19 protein-coding genes and 1 pseudogene are annotated in these 26,053 nt (G+C 75.2%); 10 read left to right on the top strand and 10 right to left on the bottom strand.

Annotation, left to right across the window (positions count from 1 at the left end):
• The first annotated feature begins 2 nt into the window (after window positions 1-2).
• Genes GA0070610_RS29700 through GA0070610_RS29690 form a run of 3 tightly spaced genes read left to right on the top strand, consistent with a single transcriptional unit; the run spans window position 3 to window position 2,330 of the window.
• Entirely contained in the window at window positions 3-551 is a 549-nt protein-coding gene (locus GA0070610_RS29700; RefSeq protein ID WP_157747277.1) for a hypothetical protein, read from the top strand.
• Window positions 548-1,714, top strand: a complete 1,167-nt coding sequence (locus tag GA0070610_RS29695; protein ID WP_089003085.1) for a M23 family metallopeptidase — start codon at window positions 548-550, stop codon at window positions 1,712-1,714. Before GA0070610_RS29700 ends, GA0070610_RS29695 begins: the two co-directional genes overlap by 4 nt.
• A gap of 13 nt (window positions 1,715-1,727) precedes the next feature.
• On the top strand, window positions 1,728-2,330 hold the full coding sequence (locus tag GA0070610_RS29690) for a hypothetical protein (RefSeq protein ID WP_089003084.1): 603 nt from the start codon (window positions 1,728-1,730) through the stop codon (window positions 2,328-2,330).
• A 3-nt stretch (window positions 2,331-2,333) separates the two neighbouring features.
• Here GA0070610_RS29690 and GA0070610_RS29685 read toward each other — a convergent pair whose 3' ends face one another.
• Window positions 2,334-2,897, bottom strand: a complete 564-nt coding sequence (locus GA0070610_RS29685; RefSeq protein WP_172896731.1) for a hypothetical protein — start codon at window positions 2,895-2,897, stop codon at window positions 2,334-2,336.
• Window positions 2,898-3,092: 195 nt separating this feature from the next.
• Here GA0070610_RS29685 and GA0070610_RS29680 point away from each other — a divergent pair, with 195 nt between their 5' ends.
• Both GA0070610_RS29680 and GA0070610_RS29675 read left to right on the top strand, forming a co-directional pair.
• Window positions 3,093-5,639, top strand: coding sequence for an FtsK/SpoIIIE domain-containing protein (locus GA0070610_RS29680; RefSeq protein ID WP_089003082.1), 2,547 nt, complete (start codon window positions 3,093-3,095; stop codon window positions 5,637-5,639).
• Window positions 5,636-6,436 carry a hypothetical protein gene (locus tag GA0070610_RS29675; RefSeq protein WP_089003081.1) on the top strand — a complete coding sequence of 267 codons (801 nt, stop codon included), beginning with the start codon at window positions 5,636-5,638 and terminating at the stop codon, window positions 6,434-6,436. The genes GA0070610_RS29680 and GA0070610_RS29675 overlap by 4 nt, the downstream gene beginning before the upstream one ends.
• Window positions 6,437-6,502: 66 nt before the next feature.
• Here the strand turns inward: GA0070610_RS29675 and folE are convergent, their stop codons facing one another.
• The 4 genes from folE to GA0070610_RS30775 all read right to left on the bottom strand — a co-directional run bounded on the left by folE (window position 6,503) and on the right by GA0070610_RS30775 (window position 10,569).
• Entirely contained in the window at window positions 6,503-7,168 is a 666-nt protein-coding gene (gene folE, locus GA0070610_RS29670; protein WP_089003080.1) for a GTP cyclohydrolase I FolE, read from the bottom strand.
• A 38-nt stretch (window positions 7,169-7,206) separates the two neighbouring features.
• Window positions 7,207-9,231, bottom strand: a complete 2,025-nt coding sequence (gene ftsH, locus GA0070610_RS29665) for an ATP-dependent zinc metalloprotease FtsH (protein ID WP_089003079.1) — start codon at window positions 9,229-9,231, stop codon at window positions 7,207-7,209.
• 511 nt (window positions 9,232-9,742) lie between these two features.
• Window positions 9,743-10,318, bottom strand: a complete 576-nt coding sequence (gene hpt, locus GA0070610_RS29660; RefSeq protein ID WP_089003078.1) for a hypoxanthine phosphoribosyltransferase — start codon at window positions 10,316-10,318, stop codon at window positions 9,743-9,745.
• A gap of 101 nt (window positions 10,319-10,419) precedes the next feature.
• Window positions 10,420-10,569 carry a hypothetical protein gene (locus tag GA0070610_RS30775; protein WP_157747276.1) on the bottom strand — a complete coding sequence of 50 codons (150 nt, stop codon included), beginning with the start codon at window positions 10,567-10,569 and terminating at the stop codon, window positions 10,420-10,422.
• 138 nt (window positions 10,570-10,707) lie between these two features.
• Here GA0070610_RS30775 and GA0070610_RS29655 point away from each other — a divergent pair, with 138 nt between their 5' ends.
• The gene (locus GA0070610_RS29655; RefSeq protein ID WP_089003077.1) at window positions 10,708-11,667 is read left to right on the top strand and encodes a GlxA family transcriptional regulator; all 960 of its coding nucleotides are present in this window, start codon (window positions 10,708-10,710) and stop codon (window positions 11,665-11,667) included.
• A 57-nt stretch (window positions 11,668-11,724) separates the two neighbouring features.
• Here the strand turns inward: GA0070610_RS29655 and GA0070610_RS29650 are convergent, their stop codons facing one another.
• The 4 genes from GA0070610_RS29650 to dacB all read right to left on the bottom strand — a co-directional run bounded on the left by GA0070610_RS29650 (window position 11,725) and on the right by dacB (window position 17,126).
• Window positions 11,725-13,368: a gamma-glutamyltransferase family protein gene (locus GA0070610_RS29650; RefSeq protein ID WP_089003076.1), complete on the bottom strand. Its 1,644-nt coding sequence runs from the start codon at window positions 13,366-13,368 to the stop codon at window positions 11,725-11,727.
• Window positions 13,369-13,495: 127 nt separating this feature from the next.
• The gene (tilS, locus tag GA0070610_RS29645) at window positions 13,496-14,488 is read right to left on the bottom strand and encodes a tRNA lysidine(34) synthetase TilS (protein WP_089003075.1); all 993 of its coding nucleotides are present in this window, start codon (window positions 14,486-14,488) and stop codon (window positions 13,496-13,498) included.
• Between the two features lie 10 nt (window positions 14,489-14,498).
• Entirely contained in the window at window positions 14,499-15,569 is a 1,071-nt protein-coding gene (locus tag GA0070610_RS29640) for a zinc-dependent metalloprotease (RefSeq protein WP_089003074.1), read from the bottom strand.
• Between the two features lie 99 nt (window positions 15,570-15,668).
• Window positions 15,669-17,126 carry a D-alanyl-D-alanine carboxypeptidase/D-alanyl-D-alanine endopeptidase gene (dacB, locus tag GA0070610_RS29635; protein ID WP_231926257.1) on the bottom strand — a complete coding sequence of 486 codons (1,458 nt, stop codon included), beginning with the start codon at window positions 17,124-17,126 and terminating at the stop codon, window positions 15,669-15,671.
• 528 nt (window positions 17,127-17,654) lie between these two features.
• Here dacB and GA0070610_RS29630 point away from each other — a divergent pair.
• Window positions 17,655-18,161, top strand: coding sequence for an inorganic diphosphatase (locus tag GA0070610_RS29630; protein WP_089003820.1), 507 nt, complete (start codon window positions 17,655-17,657; stop codon window positions 18,159-18,161).
• A 34-nt stretch (window positions 18,162-18,195) separates the two neighbouring features.
• Here the strand turns inward: GA0070610_RS29630 and eccD are convergent, their stop codons facing one another.
• Complete coding sequence (eccD, locus tag GA0070610_RS29625) at window positions 18,196-19,596, bottom strand: type VII secretion integral membrane protein EccD (protein ID WP_089003072.1); 1,401 nt, start codon at window positions 19,594-19,596, stop codon at window positions 18,196-18,198.
• A gap of 101 nt (window positions 19,597-19,697) precedes the next feature.
• Here eccD and eccCa point away from each other — a divergent pair, with 101 nt between their 5' ends.
• From eccCa to GA0070610_RS29610, 3 genes and pseudogenes are all read left to right on the top strand, one after another.
• Window positions 19,698-23,663 carry a type VII secretion protein EccCa gene (eccCa, locus tag GA0070610_RS29620; protein ID WP_089003071.1) on the top strand — a complete coding sequence of 1,322 codons (3,966 nt, stop codon included), beginning with the start codon at window positions 19,698-19,700 and terminating at the stop codon, window positions 23,661-23,663.
• 110 nt (window positions 23,664-23,773) lie between these two features.
• Window positions 23,774-25,180, top strand: coding sequence for a type VII secretion-associated serine protease mycosin (mycP, locus tag GA0070610_RS29615; RefSeq protein WP_089003070.1), 1,407 nt, complete (start codon window positions 23,774-23,776; stop codon window positions 25,178-25,180).
• Window positions 25,181-25,226: 46 nt separating this feature from the next.
• A pseudogene (locus GA0070610_RS29610) lies at window positions 25,227-25,952 on the top strand (phosphatase PAP2 family protein); the annotation flags it as partial.
• Between the last annotated feature and the right edge of the window lie 101 nt (window positions 25,953-26,053).

The following is a 26,053-nucleotide window of genomic DNA, read 5'->3' as shown; positions in this document are numbered from 1 at the left end:
CGATGCGGCGGACAGTCGAATTCCTGGTCACCCGGGTACTCCGGTCCCGGCTCGGCATCGCGGTCGGCATCGCCGTACTCGTGTTCGGGATCATCGGCGCGGCGCGGCTCGTGTCCGGGCCGGGCGATCCCACCTCCGGGCTCAGCAACCGCCCCGACCGACCGATCACCACGGTCGCCCCCACCACCGGTGATGACGGCGCGTTCTCGACGGGCGCTCCGCCGTCCCCGGTCACCCGCCCCGGCGAACTCACACCGGAGCAGACCGCCGAACGCTTCGTCGCCGCCTGGCTCGGCAAACCGGGCACCACGGCGGAGCAGTGGCAGGAGGGCCTGCGTCCCCTGTCCACCCCGGTGCTGACCGACAAGCTGGCCGGCGTCGACCCGTCCGGGGTGCCGACCGGTCAGGTCGACGGTGACGTCACTCTTCAGCCCCGGGCCGAGAACTTCGTCGAGGTGCTGGTTCCGCTCGACACGGGTCGGCTCCGCCTCGAACTGGTGGCGCCCGACGGGCGCTGGCTGGTGGACGCCGTGGACTGGGAGCAGAAATGAGCGACGGGACGCGACCGCGCGGTCGACAGCTCCGACTCGGCGCACTGGCCGCCGCGTTGACGGCGACGCTCGCCCTGCTCTGCTGCACCGGCGGTGCCGGGGCCTTCTTCCTCACGGAGTTGGGCGGCGAGTCCACGGACATGGCCCCGGTGAGCATGGACTGCAAGGAGAACTACCAGGTTGATGTTCGCGGCAAGATCCCCCGGATGTCCGGCTACGGTCAGGTCCAGCTTCGTAACGCCGCTCGGATCATCAAGGTCGGGCAGGAGATGAAGGTGCCGCCGCGCGGCTGGGTGATCGCCGTGGCGACCGCCATGCAGGAGTCCCGGCTGCGCAACCTGGCGAACCGGACCGTCGGCGAGTCCGAGAACCTGCCCAACGAGGGCGTCGGTGCCGATCACGACTCCGTCGGGCTGTTCCAGCAGCGGGCGGGCTGGGGCACCGTGGCGCAGCGGATGACGCCCGAGTACGCCGCCCGGAAGTTCTACGAGAAGCTCGTCAAGGTGCCCGGCTGGGAGACGATGCCGCTGACCCGGGCCGCTCAGGCCGTGCAGATCAGCGCCTTCCCGGACGCGTACGCCAAGCACGAGGACATGGCCGCCCGGATCGTCAACGCGCTGGCCGGTGGGGCCGCCCGGATCGCGCTGGTCGACGGGAAGAAGGCGTGCGACCGGGCCGCCGCCGGGCAGATCGCGGCCTCGGGCTGGACGGCTCCCATTCCCGGCGGCGTCGGCTCGGGCTTCCGCACCGCGAGCCGACCGGGGCACAACGGGGTCGACATCGCCGCCCCGAAGGGCACCGACATCCGCGTCGCCGCCACCGGACGCGTCCTGGTGTCCCGTTGCGACCCGGACAATCGGAACCTGCTCACGTGCAACGTCGACGGCTGGCCGAACAAGGGGGGCTGCGGCTGGTTCGTCGACGTCCTGCACGCCGGCGGCTTCATCACCCGCTACTGCCACATGGTGAGCAAGCCACGGGTCAAGGTCGGCCAGCTCGTCGAGGCCGGCGCGGTCATCGGGGAAGTGGGCAGCAGCGGCAACTCCTCCGGCCCGCACCTGCACTTCGAGGTACACGAGGACGGGGACCGGAGCAGCCGCGGCGCCATCGATCCGGTGCCGTTCATGCGGTCGCGCGGCGCGCCGCTCAAGGGCGTCGGATGAGACGCTCGCCGTCATGAACGAGCCGTTTCCCGACCCGTTCGCCGACCATCCGGACTGGGCGCCCCAGCCGCCCCGACCGATCGAGATCGTGCCGGCCACCGGCCGCGTCGAGCTCCGTGGGCGGCGTGTGCTGGTCGGCCTCCCGGGGCTCGGCTGGCGCGGTGACCTTCGCGCGGACGACCGGGTGGTGCAGAACAGCCGGACCTACGTTCCGGTCATCCCCGAGCACGAGTGGTACCGGGCGGAGTCCGACCAGGTGGAGGTCTTCGCGCCGCTCATCCCAGTTGAGCGGGTCTGGGTGGAGACGGTGGGGGCCCGGCGGCCGGACGCGTCGGTGGACCGCGAGACGGGCGTCCGCCTGGTCTCCCTGGACGCCCCGGCGCACCGCGCTCCGACCCCGGTCTTCGAGTCGGACGCCGTCACGGGTCGCCGGGTGGTGCACGTCGTCGACGCCGTCGAGCACCGGGACCTGCGAGCCGTCACCGAGACCTACTCCGGAGCGGAAGGCGACATCTGCGTCCGGGTGACGCCGGAGGTGGATTGGTACCGGTGGGCCTGGCGAGGCCAGTCACCAACCACACTAGAGGTTCCGGTGCATCTGCTCTGGATTGAGTGACGCTCAACCGGCCTTCTGTCCACTGCAAACCCGCCAGCCTTCCTTCCCCTCCACCACCTCGAACACCCAGTCCTCGTGCCTGCTACTGCGAGGCTGGCCATTCGCTGAGCCGGAGATGGTGAGCGTCGTGGCCACCGATTCGCCTTCGCGCGTCTCGGTTCGGGTGAGTGGCCCCCAACTGACTCTGACCACGACTCCGAAATCGGCCTCGCGCTGCTCGATCTCGCTGCGCAAGCCGGAGACCGCTGTTCGATCGCCGTTTCCCTCGCAGGTGAAGAGGTTGGCCCGGGTGTCGTTGCGGTCCACGAGGAAGGCACGGAGGTAGTTGTCCACCACCACGTCGGGCGCGCTCCGGTCGGGTGCCGCAGCCCGGTTGTAGAGCACAAATCCGGCGGCCACCCCGCCCAGGCAGAGTGCCACGACGACGCTCGTGACCACCGTGAGCACGGTGCGCAGCCGCCGCCGTGGCCGCTCCGGCGCCGGGGCCGGCGAGGGCGGCGCCAGGTGGTCGGAGGGGGGCCGTTGCGCCGGTACGCGGGAGACCTGGGAACCGGCGGGGGGCTGCACTGATTCCACCCTCTGAGGCTAGCGGCTGGACGCGGTAGACCCAATGCCCCAGATGCAGCGGATCGTGACGGACCACTCCCCATCGGTGAGATCCACGACATCCCCGGCGCAGTGTCGCCGCGCATCCCGGACGAGTCGGCCCGGCTGGGTTACGGTCTCTGCGCGGGGAGGGGTTGCCGACCTCGGGCGGAGGGGGTGGACGCGGTGGTCGGTCCGAAGGCACGCACCAACCGCGCCGCCGCACTGCATCGGCGGGCCGCCGCCACCGCGACTGCCGCCGCGAGCGTCCTCGACGACACCCGGCCCGTCCCTGCCGATCAGCGCCGCCAGTACGAGCTGGCGGACCGCCTCCGGTCCGCGGCGGCGGTGCTGGCTCCCGGCTGGGCGGGCGCTCCCCTGGAGACGACGGCACCGACCACACCGGCCGGTGAGGGGCCGCCTCCCTTCGTCCGGGTCGGTACGGCGGCACCGCTGGACGACGCCCGGTTCCCCGCTTTGGTGCCGCTGCTCGGCACGGGTCACCTCGCGGTGGACGTCGACGCCCGCGATCCCCGGGTGGCGGGGCTGCTGCGGGGCGTACTGCTGCGGTTGTTGGCGGCGACCCCGGCCGGGGCGCTGCTGGTCCGCGCGATCGACGCGACCGGCACGGCCCTCGCGCCGTTCGCGCCGCTCGCGGACGCGGGCCTGCTGCCGCCGCCGGCGGTGGACGTGGCGGGTCTGCGGGCGGTGCTCACCGAGGCCGAGCAGTGGGTGGCCCCGGGGACGAGCGGGCGTCGCCGGCACGACCGGACGCTGCTGCTGGTGATCGCCGCACTGCCCGAGTCGACCGGGCCCACCGACCTGGCCCGCATCGTGGCCCTGGCCGGGTCGGGTCGGTCCGCCGGCCTGCATCTCGTCGTGGCGGGCTGGCCCCCGGCGGGCGGCCGGGAGCCGCTGCCGAGGGCGACGACGCTGGCGGTCCGCACCGCGTACGCGCTGCTGGGTGATCCGCCGGGCAGCCCGTTCGCGGGGCCGGGCGCCGAGCCGCCGGGCGGGCTGAACTCGCCGGTCTTCATCGAGACCGATCCGCCGGGCGAACTCGTCGACGCGGTCTGCCGCCGGCTGGCCGCGCAGGTGGAGGCGGGTTCCCGGCTGGCACTGACCGACCTGCTGCCGGCGGCCGACGAGGAGCTGTGGACGGCGAGCGGGGTGGGCGGGCTGACCACGACCGTCGGGGACGCCGGTGGCCGGCCGGTGTCCCTCGGTTTCTCGGAGTTGACGCCGCACTGGCTGGTCAGTGGCCGTTCGGGCGCGGGTCGGTCCACCTTCCTCACCACCGCGCTGCTCGGCCTGACCGCCCGCTACGGTCCCGACGAGCTGGCCCTCTACCTGGCGGACCTCGCCGACGCCGAGTCCTTCGTGGAGTTTCTCCAGACCGAGCGGGACCGGTCGTGGATCCCGCAGGTGCGGGCTGCCGCGATGGCGGCCGACCGGGAGTACGTGCTGAGTCTGCTGGACGATCTCGTGGCGGAGGTGCGCCGGCGCGAGGAGGCTGGCGCCCGGGCCGGCGGGCAACGCTTCGCCGAGCTGCGCCAGCACCGGGCGATGCCCCGGGTCGTGTGCGTGCTCGACAACCTGCCGCTGCTCTTCGTCGAGCGGGACCGGCTGGCCGCCGAGGCCGCCGCCCGGCTGGACGCGCTGGCCCGCACCGGACGTGCGTACGGGGTGCACCTGGTGTTGGCCGGCGAGGGCGACCTGGGGTTGGGCTCGCGTACCGACCGGGACTCGGTGCTGGGGCAGTTCCCGGTGCGGGTGGCGCTGCCCGGCGGAGGTGCCGTGCTGGAGCCGACGAACGACTCGGCCGCCGGGCTGCCGGTGGGCAGCGCGGTGGTGAACACCGCCGGCGGGCTCGGCGGGCCCCGGGGCGCGATCCGGGGGCACGAGCGGATGGTCCGGTTCCCGGACCCGCAGGACCATCCCGACACCGTCGAGGCGCTGCGGCAGCGGCTCTGGTCGGCCCGCCCGGAGGGGGCGTCCCCGCCGGTGGTCTTCGCCGGCTACGCCCGCCCGATGCTGCGCAACGATCCCCGGTACCGGGCGGCGCTCGCCGGGCAGGCACCCGGGCCCGCCGCCCTGCTGGGCCGGGCGGTGGACGTGCCCCGGACCACCGTCGCGGTGTCGCTCGGGCCGGCGCCGGGGCGGAACCTGGCCGTGCTCGGGCCCGGGCCGGAGGCGGCCCGGCTGCTGGTCACCGCCGTACGCAGCGCGGCCGTGCACCACGCCCCCGGGGGCGCCCGCTTCGTGCTGGCCGCGCCGGACGAGGAGTGCCGCCCGGTGGTCGAGGCGTTGGCAGCCGACCTGGCGGGGCGCCACCCGGTGGAGACGGTGGACCTCCCGGGCCTGCTCGCCGCCGTGGACGACCCCGCGCCGGCCTTCCTGGTGGTCTTCGGACTGGACGTGCCGACGCCGGAGCAACTGCCCCCGGAGCGGCTCCGCGCGCTGCTGCGGGAGGGGCCGCCCATCGGCCGGCACCTGCTGGGCCGCTGGCGGACGGTGCCGTCGTTCGCCGCGCTGCTGGAACCCGAGGGCGAGGTGGACAAGCTCGCCGCCGTGGCCGTGGTGGACCTGCCGGGTGCGCAGCTCGCATCGGTCTTCGGCCGGCAGGTGCAGTGGCGGCCCCGCCCGGGCCGGGCGGTGCTCTGGGACGGCCCCGGCGAGCAGGGCACCATGCTGGTCCCCTTCGGCGAGGAGGAGGCGGCATGACCCGCGGTGGGGCACGGACCACGGCGGGACAGTCCGCGCCGGGGCGGCAGCGTTCCGGGGTCGATCCGGCACCGGAACGCACCGACCCGGCGGGGCAGGCGGGCACGGCCGGGCAGGCGGGCACCGGCGGGCAGGCGGGCACCGGCGGGGACGCCGACGCGGTGGCCGCCGCGTGGACCGAGTACCTCGCCGCCGCCCGTCAGCTCGACGGGGTGCGCCGCGACGCGGCCACCGCCGCCGGCGAGCAGGCCCGGTCGGTGCAGGCCGCCCGCGAGGAGCTGACCGCCGTACGCACCCGGTTGGCCTCGCAGGAGGCCCGGTTGCGCGAGCGGGGCGTACCGCCGATCTCGTTGGTCCCGACGCCGCCGGAGCTGACCGAGGCGGCCCGGGCGATGGCGGGCGGGCCGGCGGCGGTGCTGGCCGCGTTGCGCGCCGCCCGGGGCCGGGCGGACGCCGCGGACGCGACGCTCTCCGCGCGCGGCCTGCCGCGCCTGGCCGCCTGGCCGCCGCACCTGCGGAACCTGCTCGTGTACGGGCCGCTGGCGCTGCTGGTGCCGGCGATCCAGGTGGCGTTGTTCGTGGCGACCGGTACCGGGGCGGCAAGCGTGGCCGCGTTGGTCTGCGGTCTGCCGATGCCGGCGGTGGCGTTCGCGGCGGGCTGGATCGGCGTGGGTCGGCTCTTCCCGCCGCCGGAGGGCGGCCGGATGGCGCGCACGGCCCGGCTGGGCGCCCTGGTGTGCCTGGTCCCGGCGGTGCTGGTCAGCGCGGGCCTGTTGCTCGCGATGCTGGCCGGCTGAGCACCACCGCGCAGAGCGACGGCCGGCCGACCCGGGTTGCGGGGCGGCCGGCCGGTCCGTGCGGTGTCAGCGGGGGATGATCAGCGCCATCGCCTCGGCGCGGGACTTGGCGTCGCGCTGAAGGGTGCCGCGTACGGCGGACGTGATGGTCTTGGCGCCCGACTTCTGGATGCCGCGCATCGCCATGCACATGTGCTCGCACTCGAGCACCACCACCACGCCGCGCGGCGCGAGGCGATCCATGAGCAGGTCGGCGATCTGGGAGGTGAGGCGCTCCTGCACCTGGGGCCGACGGGCGAAGACCTCGACCAGCCGGGCCAGCTTGGACAGGCCGGTGATCCGGCCGTCCGGCCCGGGGATGTAGCCGATGTGCGCGCTGCCCCGGAACGGCAGCAGGTGGTGCTCGCAGAGGCTCATCACGTCGATGTCCCGGACGAGCACCAGCTCCTCGTGGTTGGCCTCGAAGGTGGTGCTGAGCACCTGGGCCGGGTCGACCCGGAGGCCGGCGAAGAGTTCCGCGTACGCGCGGGCGACCCGGGCCGGCGTCTGCTGGAGCCCGTCGCGGTCCGGGTCCTCCCCGACGGCGATGAGGATCTCGCGGACCGCCTTCTCGATCCGCCCGAGGTCCATGGTCTCCTCGATGGGCCTGCCGGTGAGCTTGCCGCTGATCAGGCGCGCGGCGACGTAGTCGAGGGTGTCGTCGCCGTCCGGCTCGGTCGCGGAGACGGCCAGTTCCCGGTGCTCCCGGGAACTGGCCGTCGGGTCGGTGCTCAGTGCGTACCGTCCGAGTTGTTGGAGTTGCTCGCGGTGCCGCCGCCCACCGTGGCCTGGGCGCCGTCGGCCTGGGCCTGCACCTTCAGCGCGTCCTTCTCGGCCGGCGTGAGCACCGGCGGCTCGGTGGAGGGCTGGCGCTTGCCGAAGCCGTTGTACGGCGCCATCGGCGGTCGCTTGGCCACCCGGGCGCAGATCCGGGCCATGTCGGCGGTGGAGAGGGTCTCCTTCTCCATCAGCTCCAGCACGATGTTGTCCAGGACGTCCCGGTATTCCACCAGGATCTCCCAGGCCTCGTCGTGGGCCAGCTCGATCAGCGCCCGCATCTCGCCGTCGATCTCGGCGGCGACGGCGTCGGAGTAGTCCCGCTCGTGGCCCATGTTGCGGCCGAGGAACGGCTCGTCGCCGCTGGTGCCGTACTTGATCGCGCCGAGCTTGGAGCTCATGCCGTACTGCGTGATCATCGCGCGGGCCAGCTGGGTGGCCTTCTCGATGTCGTTGCCGGCGCCCGTGGTCGGCTCGTGGAAGACCAACTCCTCGGCGGCCCGGCCACCCAGTGCGTACGCCAGGGTGTCGACCATCTCGGCGCGGGTCTGGGTGTACTTGTCCTCGGTGGGCAGGACCAGGGTGTGGCCCAGCGACCGACCGCGGGACAGGATCGTCACCTTGTGCACCGGCGCGGCGTGCGGCAACGCCCAGGCGACCAGCGCGTGCCCACCCTCGTGGTACGCGGTGATCTTCTTCTCCTGGTCGCTCATCACCCGGGTGCGGCGCTGCGGACCGGCGATCACCCGGTCGATCGACTCCTCCAGGGAGTCGTTGGTGATCGCACGCTGGTCCTTACGGGCGGTGAGCAGTGCGGACTCGTTGATCACGTTGGCCAGGTCGGCACCGCTGAAGCCTGGGGTACGCCGGGCCACCGCGTCGAGGTCGACGTCGGGGGTGAACGGCTTGCCCTTGGCGTGCACCCGCAGGATCGCCTTGCGGCCCTCCATGTCGGGGGCATCCACCGGGATCTGCCGGTCGAAGCGGCCCGGGCGCAGCAGCGCCGGGTCGAGGATGTCCGGCCGGTTGGTGGCGGCGATCAGGATGACCCCGCCCTTGGTGTCGAAGCCGTCCATCTCGACGAGCAGCTGGTTGAGGGTCTGCTCGCGCTCGTCGTGACCGCCGCCCATGCCGGCGCCGCGGTGGCGGCCGACGGCGTCGATCTCGTCGACGAAGACGATGGCCGGCGCGTTCGCCTTGGCCTGCTCGAAGAGGTCGCGGACCCGGCTGGCGCCGACACCGACGAACATCTCCACGAAGTCCGAGCCGGAGATCGAGTAGAAGGGCACCCCGGCCTCGCCGGCGACGGCGCGGGCCAGCAGCGTCTTACCGGTGCCGGGCGGGCCGAAGAGCAGCACACCCTTCGGGATCTTGGCGCCCAGGGCCTGGTACTTCGCCGGGTTCTGCAGGAAGTCCTTGATCTCGTGCAGCTCCTCGACGGCCTCCTCGGCCCCGGCCACGTCCGCGAACGTGGTCTTCGGCGTGTCCTTGGTGATCATCTTCGCCTTGGACTTGCCGAAGTTGAGCACCCGGGAGCCGCCGCCCTGCATCTGCGACATGAAGAAGAGCAGCAGGAGCACCAGCAGGGCGATCGGGAGCAGGTTGACCAGCAGGCTCACCCAGATGCTGTCAGACGACACCTCGACGTTGGCCGGGCCGGTGACCCGGTTGTTCGCCTTGGCCTCGAGGACCTCGTTCCAGACCTCGTCGCCGACCTCGTAGGGGAACTGCGCCTCGATCCGGTCGGTGTCGGTGTCACCGAACTTGGCCTTGTCCTTCAGGTCGAGCCGGAGCGTCTGCTCCTTGTCCTGGAAGACGACCTTGTCGATGCCGCCCTTGTTGAGCTGGTCGAGCGCAATGGAAGTGTCCACCCGGTGGTAGCTGGGACCAGCGGTGAACAGTTGACTGAGCACAACGGCGCCGAGGATGACCAGGATGATCCAGACCACCGGTCGGCGGAAGAAACGCGTACGTTCCATGCTGTTGTCGAGCGCCGAGGCGCCCGCATCCTCCTGATCGACGTCCTGACCGTCTGATGGTGTCGCCGCCTGCGGCGGCGGCCGGAGCCGCCGTGCGGGCCGGCTCGACCCCGAGGCGCGAAACTGCCGCGCCGCGGTCATTCGACGGTACACCGTGCACGCGAGGAGTGAGCTTGCGAGCCCCGCAGTGACGCACAAAGGGAACAGCTGTGCGCGCACGAGCGAGCTTGCGAGCCCCGCGTACGCGCACGATCCGATCATCGTTCGCGCGCGGAGCGGGCCTGCGAGCCCAACAATTACGCGTAGGGCGAACCGGGTCCAGCCGGCGTGACGCGAGCTCCGCGCCCGGCCTCCCGTCCGCCCGGTCCCGCGGTTCGGGGGTCGGGCGTGGAGGGAGCCTCCACGCCACCGGCCTCCACCGTAGTCCGGCTCGCTGAGAGCCCGCTGAACGTCCGCTCGACCGGCGGCGATGTGGCGGGCCCGACGCGGGCGGGCTCAGGTCCGGGCGGGCTCAGGTCCGGGCGTACACCTCGGGCTTGAGCACGCCGACGTAGGGCAGTTCGCGGTAGCGCTCGCCGAAGTCGAGGCCGTAGCCGACGACGAACTCGGTCGGGATGTCGAAGCCGACGTACTTCACCGGCACCGGCACCTTGACCGCGTCGGGCTTGCGGAACAGCGCCACCACCTCGACGCTCGCGGCCGAGCGGGACTCCAGGTAGCGCAGCAGCCACGACAGGGTGAGACCCGAGTCGACGATGTCCTCGACCACGACCACGTGCCGGCCGGCGATGTCCCGGTCCAGGTCCTTGAGGATGCGGACCACCCCGGAGGAGGTGGTGCCCTGGCCGTAGGAGGAGACGGCCATGAACTCCAGCTCGGCGGGCGGCCCGCTGCGGCCCAGCGCCCGGGCGAAGTCGGCCATGAACATCACCGCGCCCTTGAGGACGCAGACCAACAGGAGCCCGTCATCGACGTCGGCGTAGTCCGCCGAGACCTGCTTGGCGAGTTCCGCGGTCTTCTCGCGGATCTGCGCCTCGGAGATGATCACGTGGTCGATGTCGGCGTCGTACCAGGAGCCGTCAGCCATGGCTCCTAGCCTGCCGTACGCCGGATGGCCCCCGTCGGCGGGGCCGCCCCTTTTGGGCGCGGTCCCACCCCGGACTAACGCCACGAAGGCCGCATTCCACCTCAGCAGGGACGGGACCGCCAGCGCCGACCGTCGTCGGACGGCTTCCAGTCGGCCGAGTCCCGGCTGTCGGCGGTGAGGCCGACGGCCGAGGCCAGGGCGAGGAGGACGAGGAAGAAGAGGAAGAGCAGGATCTCCATGGCGGCGCTCACTTTCGCATGGTTGCTGTCGGTTTCGCCGCCGGTGCGCACCGGACTGGAACCAGTTTCCGCCGGTCACCGCCGCCCGGACAGTGGCAGGATTGCCACCTCCCCTCGATTTCCTGCCAACCGGACGGTTACCCTCGTCACATGCTCAGATCGGTCGCCGTCCTCGCTCTGGACCGGGTCGCCACGTTCGAGCTCGGAGTCCTCGCGGAGGTCTTCGGGACCGACCGCACCGCCGACGGGTTCCCCGGCTACCGCTTCCACGTGTGCAGCCCCGACGCGGCTCCGGTCCGCACCTCGTCGGGCTTCCACCTGACCCCGCACGCCGACCTCGGCCCGCTGGAGGAGGCGGACCTGGTCGCCGTCCCGGCCCACCAGGACGGCACCGTCGTGCCGGCCACCGCGCTCGCCGCGCTGCGCCGGGCCGCCGACCGGGGGGCGTACGTGTTCAGCGTCTGCTCCGGCGCGTTCGTGCTGGGCGAGGCCGGCCTGCTCGACGGCCGGGAATGCACCACCCATTGGCGCTACGTCGACGAGCTGCAACGCCGCCACCCGAGCGCCAGGGTCCGGTGCAACGCGCTCTACGTGCAGGACGACCGCCTGCTCACCAGCGCCGGAACGGCCGCCGGCATCGACGCCTGCCTGCACCTGGTCCGCCAGGAGCACGGCTCCGCCACGGCCACCCGGCTGGCCCGCCGGATGGTGGTGCCCCCGCACCGCGACGGCGGGCAGGCGCAGTACGTCGAGGCGCCCGTCCCCGTTACCCCCGAGGCGCCGACCCTGGAACCGGTGCTGGAGTGGCTCATGCGGCACCTGGACCGCCCGGTCACCGTCGACGAGCTGGCCGCCCGGGCGGGGATGTCCCCGCGCACGTTCGCCCGGCGGTTCCGCGCCGAGACCGGCACCACGCCCCACGACTGGCTGACCAACCAGCGGGTGCTGCTGGCCCGACGGCTGCTGGAGGAGACCGGGCTCAGCGTCGAGGCCGTCGCCGACCGGGCCGGCTTCGGCGACTCGGCGGCGCTGCGGCACCACTTCGCCCGCCGGGTCGGCGCCACCCCGCACACCTACCGGACCACCTTCCGCAAACGCGTGCAGGCCTGAGCCCCGGCCCCGCAGCGACGGACCACGGCACCGGGAGCGGGGCCGGCGGCCCGCCGGTCACCAGCCGAGCATTCCCCCGCCCACCCGGGGCTCCGAGCCGACCGCGTATCCGCCGTCCGGCAGCCGCCAGATCGCCTGCCCGTGGCCGAAGACCGCCGGCTCCTCCGCCACGGCGACCTCGTGACCCCGGGCCCGCAGCTCGGCGACGGCGGCACGCCCCTCGGCGGTGGCGACCAGCTCCGGTTCGACCAGCACCGAGCGGCCGGCGTGCCAGTACCAGCGCGGCGCGTCCAGCGCGGCCTGCGGGTCGAGCCCGCCGTCCAGGGTCGCCGAGACCAGCTGCACGTGCCCCTGCGGCTGCATGTGCCCGCCCATCACCCCGAACGGGCCCACGGGCCGCCCGTCGCGGGTGAGGAAGCCCGGGATGATGGTGTGGTAGGGCCGCTTCGCCGGCCCCACCACGTTGGGGTGGGCGGGATCGAGGCGGAACCCCAGCCCTCGGTTCTGCAACGCGAAGCCGTGCCCGGGCAGCACCACGCGGGAGCCGAAGGCCAGGTAGGTCGACTGGATCAGGCTGACCATCATGCCGTCGGCGTCGGCGGTGCAGAGATAGACCGTGCCGCCGCGCTCCGGGTCGCCGGCCGTCGGCTCCCCGGCCCGCTCGGTGATCAGCGCGCGGCGGGCCGCCGCGTAGGCCGGCGAGAGCAGCGCCTCCGTCGGCACCGGCACCCGCTCCGGGTCGGCGACGTGGGCGTGCGCGTCGGCGAAGCCGAGTTTCGTCGCCTCGATCTGCCGGTGCAGCCGCTCGGCGAGCGGCAGCCCGGCCAGCTCCGCACCGTCCAGGATGTGCAGCGCCAGCAGCGCCGCCAGGCCCTGCCCGTTGGGCGGCAGCTCCCAGACCTCGTGGCCCCGGTAGCGGGCGGACACGGGGGTCACCCAGGTCGAGGCGTGCCGGGCCAGGTCGTCGCCGGTGAGCAGGCCGCCGGTGCGGGCCGCGTGCGCGGCCAGCGCCGCCGCGATCCCGCCCCGGTAGAAGTCCTCCGCCCCGGTCTCGGCGATCAGCCGCAGGGTCCGCGCCGCGTCCGGGTTGCGCCACCGCTCCCCCGCCCGGGGCGCCCGGCCACCGGGGGCGAACACCCGGTCGAACTCCGCGAGCTCAGGCCCGGTGGCGTCGACCTGCGCGGCGAGCGCGCGGGACCAGATCGCCGACACCCCCGGGGAGATCGGGTGGCCGTGCTCGGCGTAGCCGATCGCGTCGGCGAAGAGGTCGGCGAAGGGCAGCGAGCCGAACCGGTCGTGCAGGTCGCGCCAGCCGGCCGGCGCGCCGGGCACGGTCACCGGCAGCCAGCCCCGGGCCGGCATCGCCGGGCCCGCCCGCTGCGCGCCGCCCAACGCGTCGACCGCGGCGGCACCGCGCCCCCCGGTCGCGGCGAGCACCCGCTCGCGGGTCAGGGCCGCCGGGGACCGGCCGGAGGCGTTGAGGCCGTGCAGCCGCTCGCCGTCCCAGACGATCGCGAACAGGTCGCCGCCGATGTCGTTGGACGGGGGCTGCACCACGGTCAGGGTGATCGCCGTGGCCAGGGCCGCGTCGACGGCGTTGCCGCCGCGTCGCAGCACGGCCAGGCCGGCCGCCGCGGCCAGCGGCTGGCTCGTCGCCACCGCGCCGTGCGGCGCGAAGAGCGGCTGTCGGGGGTACGCCATGCGCCATGTCTACCGCCTCCCGGCGGATCCCGTGGCCCCGGAACCGGGCCCCGTGCCGACGGGACCCGGCGCCGGGGCCACGGGCCCGGCTCCGGGGCGCCACGGGGGCACCGTCCGGCGGAACGGATCAGCGGGGAACGATGGCGGCGAGCCGGCCGTCGCGGCGCAGCACCCGCAGCCCGCCCGGCAGGTGCGCCGCGCCCTGCCCGCGCCAGCCGGTGACCAGCGCGTCCAGGGCGGTCACGTGCCGGTGCGACAGGGCGGCGGGCGGGGCGCCCAGCTCCCGGGCCCAGGCGTGCAGCACCCGGCCGCGCACCGCCGCCGGCAGATCGGCCAGCCCGCGTACGGCGAGGCCGCCGTCCGGGTGGCGGACGTCGGCCAGCGCGGCGGCGGCCAGCCCGTCGAGGACGGCGTTGTCCGCCGCCACCAGCCGGGCGGTCCGGGCCAGGTTGTCCAGCACCCCCGGCCCGAGGGCGCGGACCAGGGCGGGCAGCAGGTCGGCCCGGACCCGGGCCCGGGCGTACGAGGGGTCGGCGTTGTGCGGGTCCTCCCACGGGCTCAGCCCGAGCACCGCGCACGCCGTACGGGTCTGCTCCCGGCCGACCTCGAGCAGCGGTCGCAGCAGCGGCACCCCGTCGAGGTCCCGTCGGGCGGGCATCCCGGCCAGGCCGCGCGGGCCGGCGCCCCGGGCGAGCGCGAGCAGCACCGTCTCCGCCTGGTCGTCGCGGGTGTGCCCGGTGAGCAGCGCCGCCGCCCCGAGCCGGTGGGCGACCTCGGCTAGCGCACGGTAGCGGGCCTCGCGGGCGGCCGCCTCGGGACCGCCCGGCCGGCCGGCCACCTCGACCCGCACCGACTCGACCGGCGCCAGGCCGACCTCGCGGGCCCACGTCGCCACTGCCGCGGCCCGCTGCGCCGACCCCTCCTGGAGCCCGTGGTCGATCGTCACCAGGCCGGCGGTGCGACCCGTCCGGGGCGCCACGAACGCGGTGGCGGCGGCCAACGCGAGCGAGTCTGCGCCGCCCGAGCAGGCGACCAGCACCGGTCCGCCGGGCGGCAGGTCGGCCAGGGCGCGGCGGACCGCGACCCGGATCGCGGCCACCGGCGGGGCGAGCGCGGCCACGGGCGTACGGTCAGCCGACGGTCGGCGCCGGGCCGACCGGGCCGTGCACCCGCGCCACCCAGGCGTCCGGGTCCCCCAGCTCCTCGAGCCGGGGCAGGGTGAGCGGCGAGCCGAAGATCTTGTTGAAGCCCTCCATGCCGACCCGGTCGACGACGCCGTGCACGAACTTGCGGCCCTCGGCGTACTGGCGCATCTTGACCTCGATGCCGAGCAGCCGGCGGATGGCCTTCTCCAGCGGGTTGCCGGCCTCCCGGCGCCGGTTGAACGCCGCCCGGATCCGGTCCACGCTCGGGACGACCTGCGGCCCGACGCCGTCCATGACGAACTCGGCGTGCCCCTCCAGCAGGGTCATCAGCGCGGTGAGCCGGTCCAGCACGGCCCGCTGCCCCGGGGTCTGGACGATGTCCAGCACGCTGGTGCGGCTCTCGGGGTCCTTCACCGCGTCCGAGAGCGTGGCGACGCCCCGGCGCAGCCGCTCCAGCAGGTGCTCGCCGCCGCTGGACGACGCGTCCACGAAGGCCTGCACCTCGCTGAGGAAGTACGCGCGCATCCACGGCACGGCCGTGAACTGGGTGCGGTGGGTCACCTCGTGCAGGCAGACCCAGAGCCGGAAGTCGCGCGGGTCGGCCCCCAGCTTGCGCTCCACCTCGACGATGTTCGGCGCGACCAGCAGCAACTGCCCCGGGTCGGCGGAGAAGACCTCGTACTGGCCGAGGACGCGGCCCGAGAGGTAGGCGAGCACGGTGCCGGCCTGCACGCCGGTGACCCGGGAGCCGATCGCCTCGGTCAGCGCGCCCGGCTGCTTGTCCTTGGTGAGCCGGCCGACCAACGGGGTGATTACCTCGCGCAGCCCGGCGATGTTGGTGGCCGCCCAGTCCCGCCGGTCGACCACCCGCACGGGCGGGTGGGAGACCTGCGAACGCAGCCCCGTGTAGTCGGCGACGTGCCCGGCCGCCTCGTCGGTCAGCCGCCGCAGCTCAGCGACCACGTCGGTGGCCTCGGTGTACGACACCCGGGGGCCCGACTTGCTCAGTGCCCCCGCGGTCGCGGCGGCCAGATCCCAGTCCACGAACTGCGCCATGCACCCCACCGTACCCGCGCCGCGACACCCCGGCCCGGGCTCGCGCCCGGGGATCGACGCCGGTCCCGCGCCGACGCCCGCCCCTGACCGCGCCGGCGGTCAGCGGCAGCCGCAGCCGGCCAGTGCCGCGCCGATCCGGTCCAGCGCTCCCCGGGCGGCCGTCAGCCCGTCCGGCGGCACCGCGTCGGTGAGCACCGCGAAGGTGAGCAGCCGCCCGTCGCTCGTACTCACCAGGCCGGCGATGGCGTGCACCTTGGTCAACGTCCCGGTCTTGGCCCGGATCACCCCGGCGCCGGCCTTCGTCGCCGCCGTCCCGTACCGGTCGGCGAGGGTGCCGGACCAGTCGGCGACGGGCAGGCCGCCGAAGATCGCGGCCAACTCGGGGCGGCTGCCGTCACCGGCGAGCGCGATCAGGTCGGTGAGCAGCGAGGGGCTGATTCGGTTGCTGCGCGACAGGCCGCTGCCGTCGGCGAGGGTCAGTTCGTCGGCCGGCAGGCCCAGCTCCGCGGCCACCGCGTCCATCGCCGCGCCCGCGCCGACGAAGGAGGCGGGCTGGTCGCGGGCCAGCGCGACCTGGCGGGCCAGCGCCTCGGCGACGATGTTGTCGCTGTCGCTGATCATGATGTCGACCAGCCGGACCATCGGCAGCGACTCCACCTTGCCCAGCTCGGCCCCGGGCCCCGGGGTGGCGGCGCCGGCGGCGGGGGCGGTGCCGCGCGCGACGGCGCTGGGCGGCACGCCGAGCAGCCGGGCGAAGGCCCGACCGGCGGCGAGGTCGGGCTGGGACACCCGCTCGGCCCAGTGGTTGCCGGCCGCCTCGTCCTTCTTCGCGCGCGTCACGTCGCTGCGGGCCCCGTCGGTCATCAGCGCCGTGATCGCGCCGCCGTAACCGCCGGTGGGGATGTCGTCGTCCCAGCCCGGCTCGAAGACCGGGCCCGAGTAGAGCGACGAGTCGACCGTGACCTTCGTCGGCTTCGTGCCGCCGAGGGCGTCGCGCACCTGGGCGGCCAGGTCGTCCAGGCGGGCCGCGCCCGGGTAGAAGCCCTTCTTGTCGACCGCCAGCGTGGGGTCCCCGCCGCCGACGATCACCACCTCACCGGGGGCCGCGCCGGCCACCGCCCGGGTCGGGATGCGGTACGCAGGACCACGCGCCGCGAGCACCGTGACCCCGGTGACGAGCTTGGTCACCGAGGCGGGCACCGTGCCGTCGTCCTCGCCCCGGCCGAAGAGCGGCTGACCGGTCGCCACGTCGGCCACCGACACGTGCACCCGGTCGCCGAGTGCGGGCACGCCCACGAGCGGGGCGAGCGCGGCGCGTACGCCCTCGGGGGTGGGCATCGGGGCGTTCGCGTCCGCGGCGGCCAGCACCGCCACCGGCGCCGGCTCCGCCGCCGGTTCGGCGACTCCCGGGCCGGCGGGCTCGTCGCCCAGCCACCCCGCCACCGGTCCAGGGCGGAGCACGGCGATCCCGACGGCGGCCAGAACCAGCACGAGCACCGCGGCCAGCAGTACGGGCACCCGCTGGCGACGGCGGGGGGTCGGCGCGGGCGACTCCAGGGCGCCCGGGCCGGGCGGCCCGCCGGCCGGCCGGTTCGCGGCGGCGGCCCAGAGGTCCGCCGCCCCCGACGAGGGTCCCTGGCCCGCTGGTCCGCCGGGACCGCGCGGAACGCCGGGACCGCCCGAGGATCCGGGACCGCCCGAGGATCCGGGACCAGCCGGGACGCCGGGACCGCCCAGGGCGCCGGGGCCAGCGAGGACTCCGCTGGCCGGGGACGGGCCGGGCGTCAGGTCGGCGGGGCCGGGGGACGCGGGCGGGCGGGGAAGGTGGGCGTCGGGCACCGGGAACCGCCCGGCCGCGCCGCCGGAAGCAGATCGGCCGGTACGCCGTCCAGCATCGGCATCCGGACGGTAGTGTGAATCTTCCCTCCCCACGGCCCCCTCCTCGCCCCGCGAAAATCTGCTTGGGTGACACTACTTCGGTCCGAACACTATGCGGCGGCCGGAGCCCGCGGGTGGGCATTCATCCGTGGAGCGGCGTGCCGCTGGTTTCCGTTGGCCAGCGTGGGCAAACGAGGGAGCGTGCAGATGGATTTCGACGTGACGGTTGAGATCCCCAAGGGTCACCGCAACAAGTACGAGGTCGACCACGCGACCGGCCGGATCCGGCTGGACCGCACCCTCTTCACCTCCACGCAGTACCCGGCCGACTACGGCTTCATCGAGGGGACGCTGGGCGAGGACGGCGACCCGCTGGACGCGCTCGTGCTGGTCCCCGAGCCCACCTTCCCGGGCTGCCTGATCCGGTGCCGCACCATCGGCATGTTCCGGATGACGGACGAGAAGGGCGGCGACGACAAGGTCCTCTGCGTGCCCTACGAGGACCCGCGCCAGGAGCACCTGCGCGACATCCACCACCTCGGCGAGTTCGACCGGCTGGAGATCCAGCACTTCTTCGAGGTCTACAAGGACCTGGAGCCCGGCAAGTCGGTCGAGGGCGCCACGTGGGTGGGGCGCATCGAGGCCGAGGCGGAGATCGCGGCGTCCTACCGGCGCGCCCGGGAGGCCGAGGCGCGCGGCGAGTCCACGCACTGACCCGGCACAGACCACCGACGGGCCCGGGGGCCGCTCAGCTGAGCAGCCCCCGGGCCCGCTCGTACAGGTCGAGGACCGCGCAGGCCACGGGCACCACCGACACCACCAGGGCGGTGTCGGTCAGGTCCGCGAGCCGGCCGACGTACGGGGAGACCGGCCGGCGGGCGTACGTGGTGCCGGCGGCCACCGCCACGAGGGCCAGCATCAGCCCGCCGACGACCAGCGCCAGCCGGCCCGTCGGACCGGAGCCGTCGACGAGGACGGCGCCCAGCACCGCGTACCCGGCGAGCCCGGCGGCGACGGTCGGCACCCGGTGGCGCAGCGACACGAACAGCCGGGAGCGCAGCAGCAGCACGGCCGCGGCGACCGCCACCAGCAGCCGGCCGGCCGTCCCGCCCGAGAGGCCCAGCACCACCGCGGCGGCGACCGCCAGCACCGCGTGCCCGAGCAGCATTCCGGTGAGCATCTCCTCGGTGCGGGCCACCGCCGCGTAGACCCGGTCCCGGTCGGGCAGGTCGCGGGCCCGGTCGGCGCCACCCGGATCGCCGGTGGGCAGGGTGATCGGGGGCAGCGGCACCTTGCCGAGCCGGATGGCCAGCAGCGGCACCGCCCCCACGGCGAAGACCAGCACGCAGAGCAGCACCGCCGCCGTGCCGGCCGGGCTGAGCAGCAGCCCGCCGAGGGCCGCCAGCGCGCCGGCAGCCCCGACGGTGGCGCCCGCCACGAAGACCCGTAGCCGGGTGGCGACGCCGACCAGCCCGAGCACCGACACCAACAGCAGCGCCACCGAGCCGGCCAGCAGCTCGGGCGCGCCGATCCAGCGCAGCCCCGGCACCGGCCCGACCGGGTCGCCGGAGGTGACCGCGAGGGCGCCCGCCGCCGCCGCGTACGGCAGGGCGTAGCCGCCCAGGGTCGCGCCCGCCGGCCCGTCGTCGTGGGCCCGGGACGCCACCACCCCGGCGAGGGTGAGCAGGAGCGCCACCACGGCGGCGGCCGGCCAGGCCGCCTCGTGCGCCGGCCCGCCGGCCGTCACGGCGAGCAGCCCGACGGCGAGCGGCACGGCGGCCCCGGCCAGGGCGGCGGCCCGGGTGGCGGCGGGTGACCACGCCCCGCCGCGCCGCCGGGCACCGTCGGCGATCGCCTCGACCACGTCGTCGTACTCCAGTTCGGGCCACTCGGCGCGGGCCGGCACGAGGTGCAGCACCTCGCCGTCGCGGACCCCCTGGGGCAGCAGCGCCTGCGCGGTGGCCAGGACGGCGCCGTCGGTGCGCCGCAGCACCCAGCCGCCGTGCCGTTCGCCGTCGTCGGCGAGCCCTTCGCCGGCGTGCCGCAGCACCTCGGGCAGCAGCTCGGCCAGGGGCACCTGCTCGGGCAGGGCGACGTCCACCCGCCGCTGAGGGGCGCTGATGGTGACCCGGGCCAACCCGATCGTCATCGACTGATCTCCATCTCCGGCGGGGTTGGTGGCTGCGCGGACGACAGGACTTTACCTACCATGAGCCAGGCTCGGGTTACCGAGCGCTGTCAGGAGGTCGAGTGTCCACTGTCGTCATCAAGCGGCCACCCCGCCGACCGGCGCCGGAGATCCCGGTGGGTGAGCTGCCGGTGGACGCGCCGCCGGAGATCCCCGCCGTCGCCGGCGGGCGCTGGCAGCAACTGCTCATGGTGCTGCCCATGCTCGGCGGCACCGTGGCGATGGCGATGATGTTCGGCCGCGGCGGGGGCGCCTACTCGTACGTGGTCGGTGGGATGTTCGGGCTCTCCTCGCTGGCCATGCTGGTGACCTCGTGGGGCAGCGCCTCCGGCACCCCGAAGAAATCGGAGATGATGGCCGCCCGGCGGGACTACCTGCGGCACCTGACCGTGCTGCGGCGCCGGGTCCGGCAGACCGCCGGGCAGCAGCGCGCCGGGCTCTACTACCGGCACCCCGACCCCGGCCGGCTCTGGTCGACCGTCGACAGCCACCGGGTCTGGGAACGCCGCCCCACCGACCCGGACTTCGCGGTGGTCCGGGTCGCCGTCGGCCCGCAGACCCTCGCCACCCCGCTGGTCCCGCCGGTCACCCGCCCGCTGGAGGAGCTGGAACCGATGACCGCCGGCGCGCTGCGCCGGTTCCTGGACGCGTACGCCGTGGTGCCCGACCTGCCGGTGGCGCTGTCGCTGCGCAGCTTCGCCCGGGTCTTCGTACGCGACGCCGGCCCGACCGGCGGCGACGGGCCCGCCGCCCAGGCGCTGGCCCGGGCGATGCTCGCCCAGCTCGCGGTCTTCCACGCCCCCGACGAGCTGCTCGTCGCCGTCTGCGCCGGGCCGGAGCGGCGGGCCGCCTGGGAGTGGGTCAAGTGGCTGCCGCACGCCCACCACCCCACCCGCACCGACGCGCTCGGCCCGGTCCGGCTGGTCACCAGCGCGGGGACCGAGCTGGAGGGGCTGCTCGACGAGGTGCTGGCCAGCCGGTCCCGGTTCAGCCCCGCCGGCCCGGCCACCGACGGCCCGCACGTGGTGGTGGTGCTCGACGGGGGCGACCTGACGGGGGCCACCGACCTGACCGGCGACGGCGGGATCGACGCCGTCACGATCATCGACCTGGACACCCCGCCGCCGCGCCTGCTGGACCGGTTCGCGCTGCTGCTGGAGCTGCGCCGGGGCCGGCTGCGCTCCCACTCGGCGGAGGGGCACGCCGAGGTGGGTACGGCGGACCGGCTGGACCTCGTCGACGCCGAGGCCGTCGCCCGCCGGCTCGCCCCGCTGCGGCTGGCCACCGCGGCCCGCGGCCCGGACGCCCCGCCGGGCGCCGAGCTGGGCCTGCCCGAGCTGCTCGGTCTCGGCGCCCCGGAGAGCTTCACGGCCGAGCAGGGGTGGGCGCCCCGGTCCGCCCGGGAGCGGCTGCGGGTGCCCATCGGGGTGGGCACCGACGGCGGCGCCATCGAGCTGGACCTGAAGGAGTCGGCGCAGGACGGGATGGGGCCGCACGGCCTGCTGATCGGGGCGACCGGCTCCGGCAAGTCGGAACTGCTGCGCACCCTGGTGCTCGGGCTGGCCGCCACGCACAGCTCGGAGCAGCTCAACTTCGTACTGATCGACTTCAAGGGCGGTGCGACCTTCGCTTCCTTCGACCGGCTGCCGCACACCGCCGCGGTGATCACCAACCTGGCCGACGCGCTGCCGCTGGTCGACCGGATGGTCGACGCCATCAACGGGGAGCTGGTCCGCCGCCAGGAGCTGCTGCGCCGGGCCGGCAACTTCGCGAGCCTGCGCGACTACGAGCGGGCCCGGGCCGCCGGCACCCCGCTCGCCCCGCTGCCGTCGCTGCTGCTGATCTGCGACGAGTTCTCCGAGCTGCTCTCGGCCAAGCCCGACTTCATCGACCTGTTCGTGCAGATCGGCCGGCTGGGCCGGTCGCTCGGCGTGCACCTGCTGCTGGCCTCGCAGCGGCTGGAGGAGGGCCGGCTCCGAGGGCTGGACACCCACCTGTCGTACCGAATCGGGCTGCGGACCTTCTCGGCGCTGGAGTCCCGCACGGTGCTCGGGGTGCCGGACGCGCACGAACTGCCCCGCTCCCCCGGCCACGGCTACCTGCGCTTCGGCACCGAACCGCTGGTGCGGTTCAAGGCCGCGTACGTCTCGGGGGCGCTGCGCCGACGCGGCGCCGCACCGGGCGCGGGCGGCACCGGGGCCCCGCGCCTGCTCGCCTTCTCCACCCACCTCGTGCCCAAGCCGGAGCCGGTCGGGCCGCCCGCCCTGCCCGCCACGGCCGAAGAGGGCGGCACGGAGAGCCTGCTGGAGCTGATGGTCGACCGGCTCGCCGGCCAGGGGCCGCCCGCCCACCAGGTCTGGCTCCCCCCGCTCGGCCGGGCACCGGCGCTGGACGAGCTGCTCGGCCCGGTCGGCGCCGACCCGGCGCGCGGTCTCACCTTCGGCAACCCGGAGCTGCACGGCGCGCTCCAGGTGCCGGTGGCGGTCGTCGACAAGCCCTTCGAGCAGCGCCGTGACCTGCTCTGGCTGGCGCTGGACGGCGCCGCCGGCCACGTCGCGGTGATCGGCGGCCCGCAGAGCGGCAAGTCGACCGCGCTGCGCACGCTGATCTGCGCCCTGGCGCTCACCCACACCCCGGCCGAGGTGCAGGTCTACTGCCTCGACTTCGGCGGCGGCGGGCTGGCCGCGCTGCGCGACCTGCCGCACGTCGGCGGGGTCGCCGGCCGCGCCGATCCGACGGCCGTGCGGCGTACGGTCGGCGAGATCGCGACGCTGCTGGTCGACCGGGAACGACGCTTCGCCGAGCTGGGCGTGGAGTCGATGGCGACCTGGCGGCAGCGGCGGGCCGCGTTGGCGGGCACCGACCAGCCCGGGGCCGACCCGTTCGGCGACGTGTTCCTGGTGGTGGACGGCTGGGCCACACTGCGCGGCGAGTACGACGACCTGGAGCCGCTCATCACCGACCTCGCCACCCGGGGGCTGTCGTACGGGGTGCACGTGGTGGCGACGGCGGTGCGCTGGCTGGACTTCCGGCCGGCGATCCGGGACCTCTTCGGCTCCCGGCTGGAGCTGCGCCTCGGCGACCCCGCCGACTCGCTGGTGGCCCGCCGGGCGGCGACGAACGTGCCGGAGAAGACCCCCGGCCGGGGCATCACGGCGGAGAGCCTGCACTTCCTCACCGCGCTGCCGCAGCTCGCCGCGTCCGGCGGGGACACGACGGACCTGGTCAAGCAGGCCGCCGGAAGCTGGACCGGCCCCGTCGCGCCCCCGGTGCGGCTGCTGCCGCCGGTGCTCCCGTACGCCGAGCTGGACCTGACCGCGACCACCGGCCTGCGCATCCCGGTGGGGATCGCCGAGGCGGACCTGCGCCCGGTGGTGCTGGACTTCGCCACCGAGCCGCACTTCGTGGTCTTCGGCGACGCCGAGTGCGGCAAGTCGTCGTTCCTGCGTGCGCTGGCCACCTCGATCATGACCCGGTTCACCCCCGAGCAGGCCCGGGTCATCCTGGTCGACTACCGCCGCAGCCTGGTGGACCTGACGGAGTCGGCGTCGCCGCACCTGATCGGGTACGGCTCCGCCGCGGCGCACACCACCGACCTGATCGAGTCGGCCGCCGGCTACATGGCGGGGCGGGTGCCGGGGCCCGACGTCACGCCTGCGCAGTTGCGGCAGCGGTCGTGGTGGTCCGGGCCGGAGCTGTTCGTGCTGGTCGACGACTACGACCTGGTCGCGAGCGGGCCGTCCAACCCGCTGCGGGCCCTGGAGGAGCACCTGCCGCACGCCCGGGACGTCGGGCTGCACCTGGTGCTCGCCCGCCGCTCGGGCGGTGCCGGCCGGGCCCAGTACGAGCCGCTCGTGCAGCGCCTGCGCGAGCTCTCCACCTCGGGGCTGGTGATGGCGGGCAGCCCGGAGGAGGGGGCGCTGGTCGGCCCGGTCCGGCCCGGCCCGCTGCCCCCGGGGCGCGGCCGGTTGGTCACCCGGCGCGAGGGCGTACGCCTGGTCCAGCTGGCCCATCTGCCGCCGCCGTGACCGGTGCCCCGGGAGCGTCCCGTGGGGCGGTCGTGACCAGTGTCCCCGGAACGCCCCGCGAGGCGGCGGAGAACCGGTAATCTCCGATCGTCATGTTTGCGTCGCGATGAATGCCTGAGGATGTGACGACCGTGCGGCACAGCTGTCCGCCAGCGGCTCGGCGGATCGCCGGACGTACGTTGCTCGGCCTGGCGGCCGCCGTCGTGTCGGTCGCGGCTCCGGTGCCGGCAGCCGGCGCCGCCCCTCGGCAGCCCGCCGCCCTACCCGTCCTCCATCAGCCGGTCGCCGTCGTTCCGGTGGCGTTCGCGGCGCCCGACGGCAGGAAGCGCCCCGACCAGGTCCGCGACGAGCAGTGGCAGCTCGACGTGTTGCGGGCGAAGACCGCCTGGCGCAGCTCGACCGGCGAGGGCGTCACCGTCGCGGTGGTCGACTCCGGTGTGGACGCCACCCATCCCGACCTGGCCGGCCAGGTGCTGCCCGGCCTCGATTTGGTCGCGCCCCGGGGTGCGACCGGCAGTCCCGATCCGGTCGGCCACGGCACCACCGTGGCCGCGCTGATCGCCGGCCGAAACGACGACGAGCGGGGGGCCGTCGGCCTCGCGCCGGACGCCCGGATCCTCCCGGTGCGCGTCCTCGACGCCGAGAACCGCTACGACGACGCGCTGATCGTCGCCAAGGGCGTGCGCTGGGCCGTCGACAACGGCGCCCGCGTGATCAACCTGTCCCTCGGCGGCAGCGGCGACAGCCCCGCCCTGGCGGCCGCGCTCGACTACGCCTTCGTCCGGGACGTCGTCGTGGTCGCCTGCACCGGCAACCTGGGCGACGCGGCCAACGCGAAGGTCTGGTACCCGGCCCGCGAGCCGGGCGTCATCGCGGTCGCCGGTTCGGAGCGCGACAGCGACAACCTCTGGTCCGGTTCGATCACCGGGCGGGCCACCGTGCTGACCGCCCCCGCCACCGGCCTCGTCGGGGCCCGGCCGGGCGGCTACTGGCGGGTGCAGGGCACCAGCTTCGCGGCGCCGCTGGTCGCCGCCACCGCCGCGCTGGTGCGGGCCCGCTACCCCGAGATGCCCGCCGGCGACGTGGTCAACCGCCTGCTCACCACCGCCCGCGACATCGGTCCGACCGGCCGGGACGACCGCTTCGGGTACGGCATGGTCGACCCGGTCGCCGCGCTTGACGCCGAGGTGGGCCCGGTGGGCCGCAACCCGCTGGACGACCAGTCCTCCCCGGGCGTGGTCGGGTTCGGGCCGGCACCGGGGGCGGCGCAGCCCGACGTCGCGGGGGTCGGCGGCGACCCGCGTGGCTTCACCGTGCCGCGCCAGCAGTCCCGGTGGGCGGCGCAGCCTGCGGGTACGCAGGAGGAGACCACGCCGGAGCAGCTCTGGACCGGGGCCGCGTTCTTCGTCGCCCTGCTGACCGGGGCGGCGCTGATGGTGCGCCGGTTCCGCCAGTGGACTCCGCTGGCCTCGCACCGGCGCGCCGCCGCGACATGGCGCCGCCTGCCGCCAGGCTGAGCCGCAACGGGTCTGACCGGGCCGCGTCGCGGGTAGGACGGATGTCATGAGCCCGTCCGGCCCGCGTACCCTCGTCGCCCCGCCGCGTTCCTCGTGGCGTGACCGCCGCCTGCACCCGGAGCACGCGCGGGGCCTGCGGCTGACCCTCGCCGCGACCGCCGCGTTCCTGGTGGCGGTGCCGTTCACGCTGCTGGCGTTCCTGGTGCTGGGAGACTGGCCCCCGCTGCGCCAGCTCGACACGGCGGTCACCGGCGCGCTGGCCGGCCTCGCCGCCGACCATCCGGCGTGGGTACGCCTGATGGCCCTGGTGACCGACGTGTTCGCCCCGATGCCGCTGCGCGCGGCGGCCCTGGTCCTGGTGCTCTGGCTGCTCCACCGCCAGGCCCGGCAGTTGGCCGTCTGGGTGGCCGTCACCATGGCGGTCGGCGGCCTGCTCGGCCCGCTGCTCAAGCTGCTCGTCGGTCGGCCCCGGCCGGATCTGCCCGATCCGGTGGCCGAGGCGCCCGGCCTGGCCTTCCCGTCCGGGCACACGCTCAACGCCGCCCTCGCCGCCGGGGTGCTGCTGGTGGTGTTCCTCCCGCGCGCACGGCCGGCGGCGCGCCCGGTGGTGTGGACGGCCGCCCTGCTGCTGGCCCTGGTGACCGGGTTCAGCCGGGTGGCCCTCGGCGTGCACTGGACCAGCGACGTGCTGGCCGGCTGGCTGCTCGGCGCGGCCGTGGTGGCCGCGACGGCCGCCGCCCTCACCGTCTGGCGGGCCGCCCCACCCGGCCGCCCCGCGCCGCCGTCGGGCCGGGAACCGCTGGCGGGCCGGGAACCGACGGCGGGTCACGGGCCGACGGCAGGTCACGGGCCGACGGCAGGTCACGGGCCGAC

Source organism: Micromonospora echinofusca (genome assembly GCF_900091445.1).
In the GTDB taxonomy this organism is placed as follows: Bacteria; Actinomycetota; Actinomycetes; order Mycobacteriales; family Micromonosporaceae; genus Micromonospora; species Micromonospora echinofusca.
The sequence above is the reverse complement of the archived record's forward strand: the minus strand, read 5'-3'. Positions and strand labels throughout refer to the sequence as shown.